The organism is Nocardia sp. CA-120079 (assembly GCF_050955745.1).
Taxonomy (GTDB): Bacteria; Actinomycetota; Actinomycetes; order Mycobacteriales; family Mycobacteriaceae; genus Nocardia.
In genome coordinates, this window is sequence record NZ_CP192088.1 from 5,629,235 (window position 1) to 5,644,940 (window position 15,706).

The 15,706-nt window shown below is 65.8% G+C and carries 13 protein-coding genes and 1 pseudogene; 4 read left to right on the top strand and 10 right to left on the bottom strand.

The features are described 5' to 3' along the window. Positions 1–38: 38 nt before the first annotated feature. The gene (locus ACQPYR_RS25920) at positions 39–800 is read left to right on the top strand and encodes an ANTAR domain-containing protein (protein ID WP_433621539.1); all 762 of its coding nucleotides are present in this window, start codon (positions 39–41) and stop codon (positions 798–800) included. 1 nt (position 801) lies between these two features. Here ACQPYR_RS25920 and ACQPYR_RS25925 read toward each other — a convergent pair whose 3' ends face one another. The 5 genes from ACQPYR_RS25925 to ACQPYR_RS25945 form a co-directional block, all read right to left on the bottom strand. Next, positions 802–1,533 carry a GAF and ANTAR domain-containing protein gene (locus ACQPYR_RS25925; RefSeq protein ID WP_433621540.1) on the bottom strand — a complete coding sequence of 244 codons (732 nt, stop codon included), beginning with the start codon at positions 1,531–1,533 and terminating at the stop codon, positions 802–804. A 207-nt stretch (positions 1,534–1,740) separates the two neighbouring features. Further along, complete coding sequence (locus ACQPYR_RS25930; RefSeq protein ID WP_433621541.1) at positions 1,741–3,771, bottom strand: SDR family oxidoreductase; 2,031 nt, start codon at positions 3,769–3,771, stop codon at positions 1,741–1,743. A 305-nt stretch (positions 3,772–4,076) separates the two neighbouring features. Beyond that, entirely contained in the window at positions 4,077–5,777 is a 1,701-nt protein-coding gene (locus ACQPYR_RS25935; protein ID WP_433621542.1) for a bifunctional metallophosphatase/5'-nucleotidase, read from the bottom strand. A 99-nt stretch (positions 5,778–5,876) separates the two neighbouring features. Next, a complete protein-coding gene (locus ACQPYR_RS25940; RefSeq protein WP_433621543.1) occupies positions 5,877–6,536 on the bottom strand; it encodes a cutinase family protein in 660 nt (219 codons plus the stop codon). Between the two features lie 183 nt (positions 6,537–6,719). Next, on the bottom strand, positions 6,720–7,769 hold the full coding sequence (locus tag ACQPYR_RS25945; protein ID WP_433621544.1) for a zinc-binding alcohol dehydrogenase family protein: 1,050 nt from the start codon (positions 7,767–7,769) through the stop codon (positions 6,720–6,722). 160 nt (positions 7,770–7,929) lie between these two features. Between ACQPYR_RS25945 and ACQPYR_RS25950 the strand changes: the two genes are divergently transcribed. Continuing rightward, positions 7,930–8,571 carry a TetR/AcrR family transcriptional regulator gene (locus tag ACQPYR_RS25950; RefSeq protein ID WP_433621545.1) on the top strand — a complete coding sequence of 214 codons (642 nt, stop codon included), beginning with the start codon at positions 7,930–7,932 and terminating at the stop codon, positions 8,569–8,571. Beyond that, positions 8,568–10,259, top strand: coding sequence for an FAD-binding dehydrogenase (locus tag ACQPYR_RS25955; RefSeq protein WP_433621546.1), 1,692 nt, complete (start codon positions 8,568–8,570; stop codon positions 10,257–10,259). Before ACQPYR_RS25950 ends, ACQPYR_RS25955 begins: the two co-directional genes overlap by 4 nt. Before the next feature lie 139 nt (positions 10,260–10,398). Here ACQPYR_RS25955 and ACQPYR_RS25960 read toward each other — a convergent pair whose 3' ends face one another. From ACQPYR_RS25960 to ACQPYR_RS25970, 3 genes are all read right to left on the bottom strand, one after another. After that, the gene (locus tag ACQPYR_RS25960) at positions 10,399–11,238 is read right to left on the bottom strand and encodes an expansin EXLX1 family cellulose-binding protein (RefSeq protein WP_433621547.1); all 840 of its coding nucleotides are present in this window, start codon (positions 11,236–11,238) and stop codon (positions 10,399–10,401) included. Positions 11,239–11,497: 259 nt separating this feature from the next. Continuing rightward, complete coding sequence (locus ACQPYR_RS25965; RefSeq protein ID WP_433621548.1) at positions 11,498–12,751, bottom strand: bifunctional 3,4-dihydroxy-2-butanone-4-phosphate synthase/GTP cyclohydrolase II; 1,254 nt, start codon at positions 12,749–12,751, stop codon at positions 11,498–11,500. Between the two features lie 60 nt (positions 12,752–12,811). Continuing rightward, positions 12,812–13,444 carry a PadR family transcriptional regulator gene (locus ACQPYR_RS25970; protein ID WP_364472449.1) on the bottom strand — a complete coding sequence of 211 codons (633 nt, stop codon included), beginning with the start codon at positions 13,442–13,444 and terminating at the stop codon, positions 12,812–12,814. A 100-nt stretch (positions 13,445–13,544) separates the two neighbouring features. Here ACQPYR_RS25970 and hemC point away from each other — a divergent pair, with 100 nt between their 5' ends. Continuing rightward, positions 13,545–14,474 (top strand): hydroxymethylbilane synthase, encoded by a 930-nt coding sequence (hemC, locus tag ACQPYR_RS25975; protein ID WP_433621549.1) that lies wholly within the window; start codon positions 13,545–13,547, stop codon positions 14,472–14,474. A 15-nt stretch (positions 14,475–14,489) separates the two neighbouring features. On the opposite strand, the pseudogene ACQPYR_RS25980 reads toward hemC, so the two are convergent. Beyond that, positions 14,490–14,591 (bottom strand): annotated as a pseudogene (locus ACQPYR_RS25980) (acyl-CoA dehydrogenase); the annotation flags it as partial. Between the two features lie 56 nt (positions 14,592–14,647). Continuing rightward, complete coding sequence (locus tag ACQPYR_RS25985) at positions 14,648–15,490, bottom strand: IclR family transcriptional regulator (RefSeq protein WP_433621550.1); 843 nt, start codon at positions 15,488–15,490, stop codon at positions 14,648–14,650. Positions 15,491–15,706 lie beyond the last annotated feature (216 nt).

Sequence of the window (15,706 nt, forward strand, 5' to 3'; positions counted from 1 at the left end):
TTACGGCGAGCAGCAATGACCGCGACCGGGAGACTGCAATGGCGCCCCCATTCGACGATCGGCAGCACGACCGATCATCCGAGCCGCTGCCGGATTCGATCCAGTTATTGCGGTCACTTGTGCGCGCGGTCGATTCGCTGGCGAGCGATTTCGACGTTGTCGAACTATGTCAGCAGCTACTGGAAGCCTGTACCGAAGTCACCGGCGCGAGCGATGCCGGATTGTTGCTAGCCGACCAACGCGGTGAGCTACAGGTACTCGCCTCTACCAACGAGTCGGTCCGACTGCTCGGTTTGTTACAGCACCAGGGACCGAGCCTGCATGCCTACCGGAACAAGACCGCGGCATCGATCCCCGATCTGCGTGCCGACGCGGATCGGTGGCCGGAGTTCGCACCTGCGGCATCGGCCGCGGGATATCGCTCCGCCTACGCCGTACCGCTGCGACTGCACCGCGACAGCGTCGGGGCGCTCACGATTCTCGCGACCTCGGCCGCCGCGCTCGGACAGCTGGATCTGCGCATCGGGCAGCTCCTCGCGGATATCGCGGCTGTCGGCATCGCGCAACACGTGTTGCTCGCGCAGGGCGCGACGATCCAGGCGCAGTTGCCGACCGCGCTGAACACGCGCGTCACCATCGAGCAGGCCAAGGGGGTACTCGCCGAGCGCGGCGACCGGGATATGGATCGTGCGTTCCAAGTCATGCGCGGACATGCCCGCGCCACTGGACGACGGCTCTCCGATATCGCCGGTGACATTGTCGAGGGGCGCATCGATCTGCGTGCCGACGCGGCGGACTGAGTCAGGTATCGAAGCGCAGTCGGTGGTCCACGACCAGCGCCGCGACCTCGGCCAGCGACAGCCCGTGCGCGAAGGCGTAGGCGCGCAGCCGCGCATAAGCGTCGGGTGCGCGAATGCCCAATTGTGCGAGCACGATTCCGGCCGCCTGGTGGATCGTGCGGCTGGTCAGCGGCTGATCCCACCATTGCGCGGCGGCGTGCACGGATTTCGCCGATCCGGCCACCAGCTGCGCGATGACCAGATCGGCGATATGCAGCCCCGCCGAAATCACGTACGGTTCCGGTTTGCCCGGTTCGGTCCGATACAGGTCCAGCACGCCGAAACGCACCACACCCAGCTGTAACGGCACCGCGACCATGGAACCCGCGACCACCGCCACGCGGTTCAATTCATCGGCGAAACCCGGCCACCGCACATCGGTTTCGGCCAGATCGGCCACCAGCACCGGCACACCGGCGACGGCGGCGTCCACGGCCGGCCCCTGCCCCGCGGTGGCCTGCACCGCCTCCACCCGCGCCGCCACCGAATCACTGGTGGCCCACGGCTGCAGACCGGCATCGCGCTCCTGGATCAGGATCGCGGCACGCTGCACCGGCAGCACCCGCACACAGGCGCCGCACAGGGCGGTCATCCCACCGCCGTCGGCCGACAGCTTTTTCAGAAACTCGAGGGCCGAGAAGAATTCATCGGTCAACTGATCGAACTGCCCCACACCATTCCTACGAACTTTCACGACCGTTATCCCTGCCACGAGGTCGACGGTCCCCATGTCCCAGGATTCGTCACGACACCGGCACTGGACCGCAACTTCGCCGCCGGAAATACCGCGGGTCGGCACCGCAAGAATACGAAACACCGATCGTCCACACCAGGGCCGAACGTCCCACGCTCGCCGCAGCAGGCGGTTCGCGTCGGGACGATCAGCCCATGATGGGATCTATCACCAATGTAGGCCGGGAATTACGCGCGTAACTCGCGCGGCCGGGCTCGGCAGTGCCATCAGCGGCAGTACCACCGGTGCAAGGTAGGACAGCGCATTGCGACCGGAGTCCTGATCCGCGTCGTCGGCAGCGGCGGGCGCCGCCGTCTGCTGCTTCCCCTGTGCCGCATGCGATTCACCGAACCAACGGAACCCCTGATGCATGATCGTCCGCTTGACCGACGGCATCAGCAGTTCGACCGCCTGAGCGAAAGTGCCGACCGGGGTGTCGATGCGGTGCGGGCGATCCTCGATTGCGCGCACCACGATTTCGGCCGCGCGGTCGGGATCGGGCACCGGCAGCGAGCGATAGATATCGGTCGGCGCGATCATCGGCGTGCGCACCAATGGCATGCGCACGGAGGTGAAAGTGATTCCCGCATCCCGATTTTCGACGGCAGCAATCTCGCTGAAGTTGTCCAGCGCGGATTTGCTCGCCACATACGCGGCGAAGCGCGGCACCTTGGTCTGCACGGCGATCGAGGAGATGTTCACGATATGTCCGAAACGCCGCGCCCGCATCGACGGCAGCAGCGCGAGAATGAGTCGCACCGCACCGAAGTAATTGACCGCCATGGTCCGCTCGAAATCGTGCATACGGTCGGTGGAATTGACCACCGAGCGACGGATCGACCGTCCCGCATTGTTCACCAGATAATCGACGTGACCGTGATCGGCGAGCACCGCGGCGACCAGATCGTCCACACCGTCGGAATCGGTGATATCGCACGGATAGGCGTGGGCGACACCACCTTCGGCCCGCACCGACTCCGCCGCGGCGTGCAGATCGTCCACGCCGCGCGCCACCATCAGCACGGTCGCACCGCGCTGTCCGACGGCATGGGCGGTGGCCAGGCCGATACCGGAGGACGCCCCGGTGATCAGGACTACACGACCGTCGAGCGGATCACCGCCGTCGCCGGGTCGGCCCCGGTTCGGGTCCAGGTTCTCGGCCCAGTACTGCCACAGCCGCTCGGCGTAGCTGTCGAACGACGGCACCGCCAACCCCGTCCCGCGCAACTGTGCCCGCGTGGAGTCGGAGACGAATTCCGCCGCGAACGAGGTGTGCGGTGCGACCTCGGCCGGAATTCCCAACTGCGCCAACAGGAAATCGCGAACCGTCGCGACTCCCGGGATGTGCGCGAGCCCGTTCAGCGCGAGTCCGCTGCCGGGCACCGTGCCGATTCCGGTCGGCGCACCCGCCGCGGCCGCGAGCGCACCGTAGATATCGCCGAACGGCTGCGGCTCGGGGTTGACCAGGTGGAATGTACGTCCGTCGAGCCCTTTGCGGCGCACCAACTCGACCATCGCGCCCGCCACGTAGTCGACCGGCACAATATTGGTCGCACCCAGATCCGGCAGCAGCATCGGCAGTTCGGCGGGCAGCGCGCCGAGGCGCGCGATGGCCGGGAAGAAGTAGTACGGACCGTCGATCTTGTCCATCTCACCGGTGCGCGAATCGCCGACCACGATCGCCGGCCGGTACACCCGCCAGCGCACTCCCTCGGATTCGCGGACCAGCTTCTCCGCGGCGAATTTGGTCCGGTGGTACGGCGAGGTCAGCCGCTGGCCGAGGTCGAAATCCTCCTCGAAGAATTTGCCCTTGTGGTCACCGGCCACGGCCACCGAAGAGACATGGTGCAGCACCGCGCCCAATTCGCGGGCCAGCTCCAACACCGAGCGCGTGCCCGCGACATTGGCCGCGTGTGCGGTCTCCTCGTCGGCGGTCATGTCGTAGACCGCGCCGAGGTGGATCACGTGGTCGGCCTTGGGCGCGTCCTCGATCAAACCGAGACCTTCGGCGGTCAGATCACCGAGCATCGGAAATGCGCGTTCGCCACCCGTCCAGCCCGCGGTGAGTTCACCGAATTTCGCCACCGACGCGGTGCGAACCAGCACATGCACAATGGCTTCGGAATCGGCCGCCAGCAGTTCCTGAACCACCCGCCGGCCCAAGAATCCGGTTCCGCCTGTCACGATGAAGGTCGTCATCGCATTTCCTCCTGCTGTCGCACTCGAATTGAGTTGTCACACATGCGCGCCCGGCATGCAGCAGTGAATGCGGACATCATTGATTTCGGCTTCCAACCAACAGTTTGCTGAGCCAATGCAGGAACACCGTTGCCCTACTGGTGGGTAACTTTAATCGGCGCAGCTAGCCTCGAGCAAGCGAACGACGGCCGAGGACGATGTGTGAATGGTCACCAATGGCCGTCGCTAATATTGTGTGTTACAACAGTTTTCAGATAATGCCCGAACGCGAAACCTTAATCGGGACACCGCGTTTGCCCACCCGCTCAGCGCTTCCCGGCGCGGGCGGGCGGCGATTCCAGCGGGGGGCGGCCATTCAGATAGGTCTCGAAAGCCTCGAGATCGATGGGGCCGACAGTCTTGTCGGTGCCCTCGGTGAAGACCGTGAAACCGTCGCCGCCCGAAGCCAGGAAGCTGTTGGTGGTGATGCGGTAGGTGGCGACCGGGTTGAGTGGTTGGCCGCCGATGCGCACGCTATCGGCGACGACCTTGCTGCCCTTCGGACTCGACTCGACATAGGTGTAGGTGAGCCCGGCGGGCGAGAGCACGGTCGCCTTGCCGTTGCTCCATTGCTGCTCGAGCAGACGCAGGATCTGACTGCCGGTCATGGTGACGGTGACGACCTGATTGCCGAACGGCTGCACGCTGTAGATATCGCCATAGCTGATCTGACCGGACTTCAGATCGGTGCGTACACCGCCCGGATTCATGAAGGCCGCGACCGCCGCCGCTGGTGCGCCCGCGGTGACCGAGAGCATCGAGTCGGCGATGACATCACCGAGCGGCGATTCGCCGGAGCCCGCCGGTTCGTGCGGCAGCGACGCCGCCGCGACGCCGACCGGCCGCTCCGCGCGCGGTTTGGCCTGCTCGGCATAGAAGTCGATCAGCGAGGTGGTGGCCGCGTCCGGAGTGACCTCCCTGGTCACCACCCGGTTGACCGCCGATGCCTGCACACCGTCGGCGCCGAAGCGCAGGGTGACATCGGTGATCAGCCGACCGTAGGAGGCGGCTTGGGTAACCACCTTGCCGTCGATGGTGCAGACATACGGCTGGTGCGAATGTCCGGTGAACAACACCCGCACCGCGGGATCGACACCGGTCGCCAATGCGGTGACCTCGGGGGAGATATTCGCACAACCGTTGTAGTCGACCGCCGCATTCTGAGCTGTCTTCTGCACACCACCGTCGTGCACCAGCGCGACCACCGTTTGCGCGCCGGCCGACTTCACCTCGGGGACATAGCGATTGATCGCCGCGACCTCGTCGCCGAAGGTGTAGCCCCGAATGCCTTCCGGCAGCACGATGCTCGCCGTCTCGGGCGTCACCGTACCGATGACACCGATCTTGTGTCCGCCGACCTCGAGCATCGTCCACGGCCGCAGCGTGGGCGGCAGCTTACCGTCCGCACCGGTGACATTGGCGGCCAGAAAGGGGAACTTCGCTCCGGTGAACGGCGCGCCGGGCGAGCATCCGGCCAGCGCGCATCCGCCCTGCTGCAAACGCGCCAATTCGACTACGCCGCTGTCGAATTCGTGATTGCCCACCGACGAGGCGGCCAGTCCGATGGAATTCAGAAAGGTGATGGTCGGCTCGTCGTGGAAGAGTCCGGAGACCAGCGGGCTCGCGCCGATATTGTCCCCCGCCGACACCACGGCACTGGCCGGATACGCCTTCTTCAACCGGGCAAGATGGGTCGCGAGGTAGGCGGCACCGCCCGCGTCGTGCCCGGCGATCTTGCCGGTCGAACCCGTCGGCGGTTGCAGATTGCCGTGGAAATCGTTGAGCCCGAACAGATGTATCTCGTCCGACTGCGCGCCGCGCAGATCGTCGGTCGAGATGAGCGGGATCACCCCCGGTGCCGTCGAGGTGGTCGGGTGACCGCTGTCGGGTGCGGTACCGCACCCCGCCACCAGGGCGATGCTCACGAGTCCCGCAATGATCATGCCGATGCGGCGATACGCTCTCATACTTCAGACTGTCCCACGCCCGGGTGCCATCGGCATGAATCTCGTGCGAACACACCGGCGGCGGGATCGATGCTCGACCCCGCCGCGCGGATTTCCCGGTTACACCCGGCCTGCCGCGAAATCCGCGGCCGGCCAGAACGCCCAGCCGTAGTTCGTGTGCTGGCTCGGGTCGAAGCCGCCACCGCAGATCGGATCACCACCGGTGCAGTAATCGGCGGCCTTCCAGGCATAGTTGCCGGGGACACCCCAGCCGATCAGGCGGAGGGGATCACCGAACAGCAGAACCGCGGAGACCTTCCATTCGAGATCGCCGGGGAGCACGTAGATCCCGGGCAGCGCGGTCACGATGCCGGTGCCGACGACTCCGTGCACGACGGCCGCGCCCTGCGAGTAGCCGACCAGGATGAACTGCTGATCCGGGCACATTTGCGACTGCCGAATGACATGGTCGGTCATGTCCTGGGTACCGCGGCTGAGCGACGTGGGGTCGAGCAGGTCCGCAGGGTAGTCCACCCGGTAAGCGCTGCTGCTCACCGGAAGTGCTTGAAGCAGCGTGTCATACAGCGGGTCGCCGACGACGGAGCCGAGCCACCCGGGTTCCCCCGTGCCTCTGGCGACGACCACGTCGACCGCGGCACAGTCCGCCCGTGCCTGCGCGCCGATGCTGGTCACCACCCCCGCCGTCGCGACGAGCAATAGCACAGCGAATACCGGTGCCAGCCGCCACTTCTCGAAGATTCTTACCTTCCGGATTTCCATCGTGATCACCTCTCACGCCGTTGTGAGAAGCCGGGTGACGATTGTCAGAGACAACTGTCACCCGGCTATATCCGTGAAGGTAAGAACGATAGAGAGTCGCGTCAAGCAACTCAGCTGAAGCGAGACCGGTTCAGCGCTGAATCGTGTTCTGGAATCTGTTCCCGCACACGATGATTCGGGCGCCTATGGGATGAGAACCGCTGCGCCGGTGAAACGTCCGTATGCGAGATCCGCGAGGGCTCGATCCGCCGTACCGAGGGAGTACCCCGTTGTGGTCACATGTATACGGTGTTCGCCCGCCAGCGCGAGGAATTCGCGCGCGTCGGCGCGGGTATTGGCAGTCACCGAGCGAATCTCGCGCTCCTGGAACAGATGCCGCTGATAGTTCAGCGCCGGGATGTCGCTGAGATGGATACCCGCGATGGCAAGGATGCCGCCACGATCGAGTGCTTCCATAGCGGGCAGCACCAACTCGCCGATCGGCGCAAACAAGATCGCCGAATCCAATTGCACCGGAGGCCGATCCGCCGCACCCTGCACCGAGGCCGCGCCGAGGTCGGCGGCCAGCTCGCGCGCGGCCGGATCCCTGGTCATCACATGCACCTCGGCACCGCGCGCCAGCGCGACCTGTGCGGCGATATGCGCGCTTCCGCCGAAGCCATAGATACCGAGCCGTCCACCCCTCGGCAGATCGGCGCGCTGCAGCGCCCGATAGCCGATGATCCCGGCACACAGCAGCGGCGCGGTTTCCATATCGCTGTATCCGCCGGGCAGCCGGTGGGCGTAAGCCGCTGGGACAGTGGCATATTCGGCGTAACCGCCGTCCGCGTCCCAGCCCGTGTACTCCGAATTCGGGCAAAGATTCTCCGCGCCGCGCAGACAGTACCGGCAGATGCCGCAGGTGTGGCGCAACCAGGCAATGCCGACGCGATCACCCACCGCGAATCCGGGAGCCGAAGAGCCGAGTGCCCCAGCGGATCCCGGCCCCTGTGCCACCACCTCCCCCACCACCTCGTGCCCGGGCACTACACCGGGCCGATGCACCGGCAGATCCCCCTCGGCGACATGCAGGTCGGTGCGACAGACCCCGCAGGCCAGTACCCGCACCAGCAGTTCACCGGCCGCGGGCTCGGGCACCGCTTCGCGAACGAAGTCGAGCGGTCCGCCATCGATCGCTCCCGGCCGTCGCACCCGCCAGCCGGTCATGCCCGTGGTCGCCGCACTCGCATTCATACCGGTCACTCCTCACCGACAGGGAGAACGGTCTCTTCGGATTATCCCTGCCGACCGCGCTGGTTCACCCGTTCCGCCGAAGGCGAGTCGGCCTTCTGATACATTTCTGTATTGAATACATTGCTGTATCGAATGGAACGGATGCCCGAGGAGGTGCGCATTGGCCTCGACCACCGATGCGGATACCCCGGTGCGCCGGGTGACCCGCCGGCGCACCGAAACACGTAAACGCCTGCTCACCGCCGCGTATCAGGTCTTCGCCGAGGAGGGCTTCGGCCGCGCCTCGGTGGAGCGCGTCTGCGAACGGGCCGGGTTCACCCGTGGCGCCTTCTACTCCAACTTCACCTCGCTCGACGAGTTGTTCCTGGCCATGTGGGAGCAGCGATCGGCCGCCATGATCGCCGGTATCCGCGCGACCCTCGACGGCTTCTCGGTCGACGGCGTCGCCGATATCCGCGCCGCGGTCGAACGCTTGGACCGCGCCGTGCCGATCGATGAGGACTGGTTCCGCATCACCGCCGAATTCACCTCGCACGCGCTGCGCACACCCGGCCTACGGCAGGTGATGGCCGGCCGCGAGGAGGCGATCGTCGCGGCACTGATGCCGACGATAGTCGCCGCACTTGGCCGCGTCGGCCGGACCGTGCCAGATCCCGTCGCGCTCGGACAGGCCCTGGTCGCGGTGCACGACGGCACCGCCGTTCAAGTGCTGATGGAACCCCGCAGCCGCAAAGTGCGCATGCGGCGCACCGATCTTTTCTGCCACCTCGTGCTGGCCTACAGCACCGAAACCGAAGGATGACCATGACCGACCCGAGTGCCGAATTCACGCAAGAGGCAGATGTCATCGTCGTCGGTGCGGGCCTGGCCGGGCTCGTGGCGACCCACGAATTGGTCAAGGCCGGCCGCAAGGTGCATGTGCTGGACCAGGAGAATCGCAATAACCTCGGCGGCCAGGCCTTCTGGTCGCTCGGCGGACTGTTCTTCGTGGACAGTCCGGAGCAGCGCCGCCTCGGCATCAAGGACTCCTACGAACTGGCACTGCAGGATTGGTTCGGTTCGGCGGGCTTCGACCGCGAGGACCAGGACTACTGGGCCCGCCAGTGGGCGCGGGCCTATGTGCGCTTCGCGGCCACCGAGAAGCGGGACTATCTGCACGAGTTGGGTTTACGGGTGACGCCGCTGGTCGGTTGGGCCGAGCGCGGTGGCGCCTTCGCCGATGGGCACGGCAATTCGGTGCCGCGCTTCCACCTCACCTGGGGTACCGGCCCCGAGGTGGTGCGGGTATTCCAGGAACCGGTACTCGAGGGTGAGCGCCGCGGACTGGTCGGCTTCAGTTTCCGGCATCAGGTCGACGAGTTGATCGTCGAGGACGGTGCGGTGGTCGGCGTGCGCGGCAGTGTGCTCGAGCATACTGATCTGGAACGCGGTCGGGCTTCGTCACGAAATGTAATCGGCGACTTCGAATTCCGTGCCAAGGCGGTGATCGTGACCTCCGGCGGCATCGGCCACAATCACGAGCTGATCCGCCGCAACTGGCCCACCGAACGGCTCGGTCCGGCGCCGGAGACCATGATCTCCGGTGTGCCCGCGCATGTGGACGGGCGGATGCTCGGCATCTCCGAGACCGCGGGCGGCGCCATCGTCAATCGCGATCGCATGTGGCACTACACCGAGGGCATCAACAACTGGAATCCGATCTGGCCCGATCACGCCATCCGGATCATCCCCGGTCCGTCCTCGCTGTGGTTCGACGCCAATGGAAAGCGTTTGCCCGCACCGTGTTTCCCGGGCTTCGACACCAATTCGACCATGAAGGAGATCCTGGCCACCGGCTACGACTACTCGTGGTTCGTGCTCACCCAGTCGATCATCGAGAAGGAGTTCGCGCTATCGGGCTCGGAGCAGAATCCGGATATCACCGGTAAGGATCTCAAGCTCACCCTCAAGAGCCGGGTGGCCAAGGGTGCGCCCGGTCCGGTCGAGGCGTTCAAACAGCACGGTGTCGACTTCGTGGTAGCGAACACCTTGCGCGAGTTGGTCGATGGCATGAACAAGATCGCGCGCGGCCCGCAGTTGGACTTCGACGAGTTGGAACAGCAGATCGTCGCCCGCGATCGTGATGTCGCCAATAAGTACTCCAAGGACGCGCAGCTGATGGCGATCAACAATGCGCGCCAGTACTTCGGCGACAAGGCGGGCCGCGTGGCCAAACCGCATCGCATCCTCGATCCGGCCAGCGGGCCGCTGATCGCGGTGCGGCTCAATATCTTGACCCGCAAGACCCTCGGCGGACTACAGACCAATCTGGATTCGCAGGTGATGCGGCCGGACGGCACGCCGCTGCCGGGACTGTATGCCGCGGGCGAGGTCGCCGGATTCGGCGGCGGCGGTGTGCACGGCTACAACGCACTGGAGGGCACCTTCCTCGGTGGCTGCATTTTCTCCGGCCGTGCCGCCGGACGGGCCCTGGCAATGAAACTGAGCTAGTGCCGCGTCCAGATTGCTTGCTGCCCTGTCCACCTCCGCCAGCTCGCCGAGCAGCGTGATACGGCGGTCGAATTCGGCGTGGGCGACCTCCATTCGACTACGTTCGACGAAACCCCCGGGCCCGAGCAGAGATACGGCGCTAGCTCGCACAGCCCGTCGAGGCGACGCTTGACGGCGGCTGCGGTGTCGTATCGGTAATCTCCGGCGCCGGGGCGGGCGGCGGTTCCGGGGCAGGCTCGGTATAGAGGCTCATGCCGGTGTACCGCTGGCCCTGCTCCAGGGAGATCCCGGTGATTTCCGCCTGGTGACCGTGGACATCGGTCACCTGCGCCGAGAACGGTCCCGACCCGGCGCCGCTGATCGTCCAGTAGTTGTCCATGCCGCGATCGAGCTCCTGCCACGGCCCGCCCATCGCGGACCGTAATGCCACCCGTTGGATGGGGTTGCCCGATCCGGTGACCAGCATTGCCAGCCAGGAGGCCGAGGAGTCCGGCTTCAACTCGTAGATCAGCTCGGGTGCGGGAAGCGGATCGCGGACCAGCGAATAGCGGATCTGCGCGACACCGTCGGATCGATTCGCGATCTGTTCGAAGGCCGCGGTGCTCAAATCCAATTGTCCCGAAGCACATCCCGGGCAGCGGTCGGCGATGAGCACTCGGACGTCGCCGCGTGGGCCGTGCACATCGAGATACGCACCGCACAGATCGGCGTGCCCATACTCCCGAGTGGAGACCCCTACATAGAAGCCGCTCGTCGGCAGTCCGGTGAACGAACACGCGATACCGGGGCCGAACGCGTAGTACCGTGCCTGGCCCGGGCGTGTGGACGGCGGCGCGTCCACCGCATGCCAGTTGGCGACTCCGGTGCTACTGCTCGCCACCATCATTCGCGAAGTAGCGGTCCCGGTGTCCGGCACCGGATGTGTCGCCTCGCACGACGAGTGCGGCTCGCTTCCGGCGGCCCAGATCGTGACCGCCACCGCGGTAAGTAGCACGCCAGCGGACGACCACAACCACCGGGAGCGGAAATGCTGCTGTTGGATCGGTATTCGGTGCACCGCTGTCCCCGACTTCCGGCTCACCCAACTCGCGGACTCTCCATCCTGACTCCATCAGGAAAGCAGCCCGACCCGCGACGCACGACTCGAACGAAAAATCTCCGTAGTGAAACATGCACATGTCGGCAATCTCACGGCAAATAGCGAGCATTCGTCGACGAAGATCGGAAAAGATTCGTTACTACGAGGTGGCCCTTGCTGGTTCGGCGTCCACACCCGAGAGTTGATGGTCCATCCGATCGCGCTTGGCGCGCAGGTAGCGGATGTTGTGTTCGGTCGGCGTCGCCTGCAGCGGCAGCCGCCGCGCGACCGTGACCCCGTACTGTTCCAGGCCCGCCTGTTTGGCCGGGTTGTTACTGAGCAGCCGAATCGACCGAATGCCGAGATCGGCGAGCACCTGCGCACCCGCCGCATACCCGCGGGCATCGACGGGCAACCCGAGTGCGAGATTCGCTTCGACGGTGTCGGCGCCGCGATCCTGTAATTCGTACGCCCGCAGTTTGTTCAACAATCCGATGCCCCGCCCCTCCTGTCCACGCAGGTAGACCACCACGCCACTGCCCTCCTCGGCGACCGCACGCAGCGCGGCGTCGAGTTGGTCGCCGCAATCGCAGCGCAGTGAGCCGAGAGCGTCACCGGTGAGGCATTCCGAATGCAGCCGCGCCAATACGGATTCGCCACTCGGTTCGCCGAAAACCAGTGCGAGGGTTTCGGCTCCGGAGATCTCGTCGCAGTAGCCGATGAGGCGGAACTCGCCGTATCGAGTCGGCAGGCGGGTCTCCACGACCCTGGTCAGGGTGGGTTCGGCCCGGCGGCGGTAGGCGATCAGATCGGCGATCGAAATGATCGGCAGTGCATGGGTTTCGGCGAAGTCGAGCAGCTGCGGCAGACGGGCCATCGAGCCGTCGTCGTTCACGACTTCGGCAATCACACCTGCGGGTCGCAGTCCGGCCAGGCGGGTCAGGTCGACGGCGGCCTCGGTGTGGCCGGCGCGGCCGAGCACACCGCTGGGATGCGCGCGCAGCGGGAAGACGTGGCCGGGTCTGGTCAGCTCGTCCGGCGTGGTGCGCGGATCCGCAAGGGCGCGCACGGTGCGGGCGCGGTCGGCGGCCGAAATCCCGGTCGTCACACCGGAAGCCGCATCCACCGAGACCGTGTACGCGGTCCCCTTGGGATCCTCGTTGGTCTGTGTCATCGGTGGCAGCCGGAGCCGATCCAGATCAGCGCCGGGTAGCGGTGCGCACAGCACGCCGCTGGTGTGGCGGACCATGAAGGCGATCGCTTCGGGCGTCGCCAGTGCGCCGGCGAGGACCAGATCGCCCTCGTTCTCCCGATCTTCGTCGTCGACGACCACGACCATGCCACCCGCGGCCAGTGCGGCGAGCGCCGTTTCGATCGTGTCCAGCGAACGCTGCTGTGCGAATTCGATGCGCATATGACTAGTAGAAGTATTTCTATTAGACATATCAAGCGCCATCCCACTCAGTGAGCGGGATCAGGAAGCGCGGCGCCCCTTGCCCTTCGCGGACTTCTTCGGAGCGGTCTTTGTCGCGAGTTTATCGACGTCGGCCAGCAGCGCCTCGGCGAAATCCCGCTCGGCCTCGTAATGCCGTATGCACCAGCGCAATACCGCGCCCGGATAGGCCCAGTCCGGATTCTCGTCGGCGCCCTCGGCGTCGACCTCGGCGAGTTTGCGCATCCGCTCCGCGTATCCGATGTGCTCGGAGAGAATTTCGCGCAATCGGTCCGGTTCGGCGAGATGCCCCAGCCAGGCGCGCAACATGACGCTGTGCTTGAGCACCGGCGCCTCCACCGGTGCATGGTTCACCCACTGCGCCGCCGCCGCGCGACCGCTCTCGGTGATGGCGTACATGCGCTTACCGCGCACGCCGTCGTCCTGCAGCACCGTGCGCGAGGTGGCGTAACCGTGTTTCTCGAGGCGTTTGAGCTCGGCGTAGATCTGACTGAACGACGGGCTCCAATAGAAGAATTGCAGGCTCCAGTCGGCCCATTTCTTCAGGTCGTAGCCGGAGAGTTCGTCGGCGTGCGAGAGCATGCCCAGCACGGCCCAACTCGTCGTCGGCAGGTCGGGAACTTCGGCGCTCGCCGGAGACTTCGCTTCGGTCACGATAGGACTATACCGCTTAGGCATATTTCGGGTGCAAAGTCCCGCTGAGTGGGACACGCCCCCGTGATCGGGGCGCGAGTGCCGGGAGTAGTCTCGCCGCATGTCGCGTACGCGCATTATTCGGATCGGCACCCGATCCAGCCCGATGGCCCTGGCTCAGGCCGAGCAGGTCGCCGGATTGCTGGCCGGGCTCGGGGTCGAGAGCGAACTGGTCAAGGTAACCACGGCGGGCGATCGGTGGATGGGCGATCTGTCCAAGCTCGGCGGCAAGGGCGCCTTCGTCAAGGAGATCGATCGAGCCCTGCTCGATGACGAGGCAGATCTGGCGGTGCACTGCCTCAAGGACATTCCCGGTGATATTCCGGTACCGGAAGGGCTCGCCTTCGCCGGTTATCTGCCGCGCGAGGACGTGCACGATGCGGTGATCACCCGAACCGGCGCGCCGCTGGCCGAACTCCCCGACGGCACGGTCGTCGGCACCAGTTCCGTGCGCCGGACCGCGCAGCTGCGACTGCACTATCCGCATCTTGCGGTGAAACCATTGCGCGGCAACGTCAATACCCGATTGGCGCGCCTCGAAGAGGGCCATATCGATGTGCTGATCGCGGCCGTATCCGGGCTGCACCGCGTCGACCAGGCACACCGGATCACCGAAACCCTCGACCTGGACACCATGTGCCCGCCGATCGGGGCCGGCGTCATCGCACTGCAGTGCCGCGACGACGACATCCAACTCCTCGATCTCGGTGCGCGCCTGGACGATCCGGCCACCCACCGGCACGCGGATGCCGAGCGCGCGATGCTGCACGCACTGCAGGGCCACTGCAACTCCCCGATCGCCGGATACGCGACGACCGACCCCACCGGACGACTCACCTTGCACGGCAAGGTCTTCAACCTCGACGGCAGCCAATGGCTGGACGCCAAACACTGGGGCGTCCCGGATGACCCGAGTGCCCTCGGCTTCTTCGTCGGCGCGGACCTGCTGCGCCAGGGCGCACGCGCGATCATCGACTCGATCCCGCACTGAACTGATTCGGGGCGTTCAGTCGGTGAAGCCGTCCATCATGGACAGCACGCGGAGCATGACTTCGTCGGCGCCGCCGATGCTGAGCAGCCGGCTGTCACGGTAGGCGCGCGAGGTCCAAGGTCCCACCCCGACGCTAGCCGAGCGCCGGGCAGGTCGTGCTCGACAGACCCGAATCACCGCCATCGAGCGTGGCGCGGAAACATCGCCCGCCCTGCCTCGTGCGCAACCTCGACCAGCACCCGCGCCAAACGCGCGGTATCCAACGCCGTTCGATCCCCACCGATTCGACCGGACAGCGAGAGTGCACCGATGGCTGCTCCGCGCCCGCGAATCGGCACCGCGACGCAGGAGATCCCGGTCACCGACTCCTCGTTGTCCACGGCAATTCCCTGCCGATGCCGGATGCGGGTCAATTCACGGTGCAGTTCCGCCCGGTCGCAAATGGTCCGCGGCGTCAGTTGCGGCAACCGGTCCCGGAAGGACGTCTCGATAATGCTCGGCTCCAGCGATGCCAGTATCGCCTTGCCGAGGGCAGTGCTGTGCGCGGGCATCCGGCCGCCGAGGCGGGTCGGGATGCTCGCGGTGTAGCGGCCACCGGCCTTGTCCAGGTACAGCACCTCGCGTCCGTCGAGCACGCCGAGGTGGCCCACCATGCCGGTCCGCTGACTCAGTTCGTGCAGCAGCGGGCTCACCACATCGCGAATCTCATTGTGATCGGCGGCGAGTCCGCCGAGTTCCAGCGGACGCAAGCCGAGGCGGTAGCCGCCGGGCGCGTGCGCCAACCAGCGCAGCCGAATCATCTGGTCCAGGATGCGGTGCACCGTGGACCGCGGCAGGCCGGTTCGCTCGGCCAATCCGAGCAGCGTCAGAGTCGGTGTCGAACCGTCGAAAGCGTCTAGGATCAGCGTCATTCGCTCGATCATGGAAACCGGCGGCTGCGCGGGCCGGGTGGTCGGACGACCCGGACCCGATAACAGCTCGTCGGATCCCGGACCGGTCAGCACCTCGACCGTCATGGCGCACCTCCATTGTGTAGCTCATACAGCTTAGAAGTATTTCGATTAGGCATGTCCGTTTTCGGCATACCTGCTTGTGTCCCCAATCACAGTGCCGTCACGCGGACGACGTCGAATCCCGGAAACTACGGAGATCGCTACGGATCTTCTCGGTAGCCGGAACCGACCATTGACAGCCGACCGCGCGCGCCGCTTTCCTTCATGGCGAAACGGAAT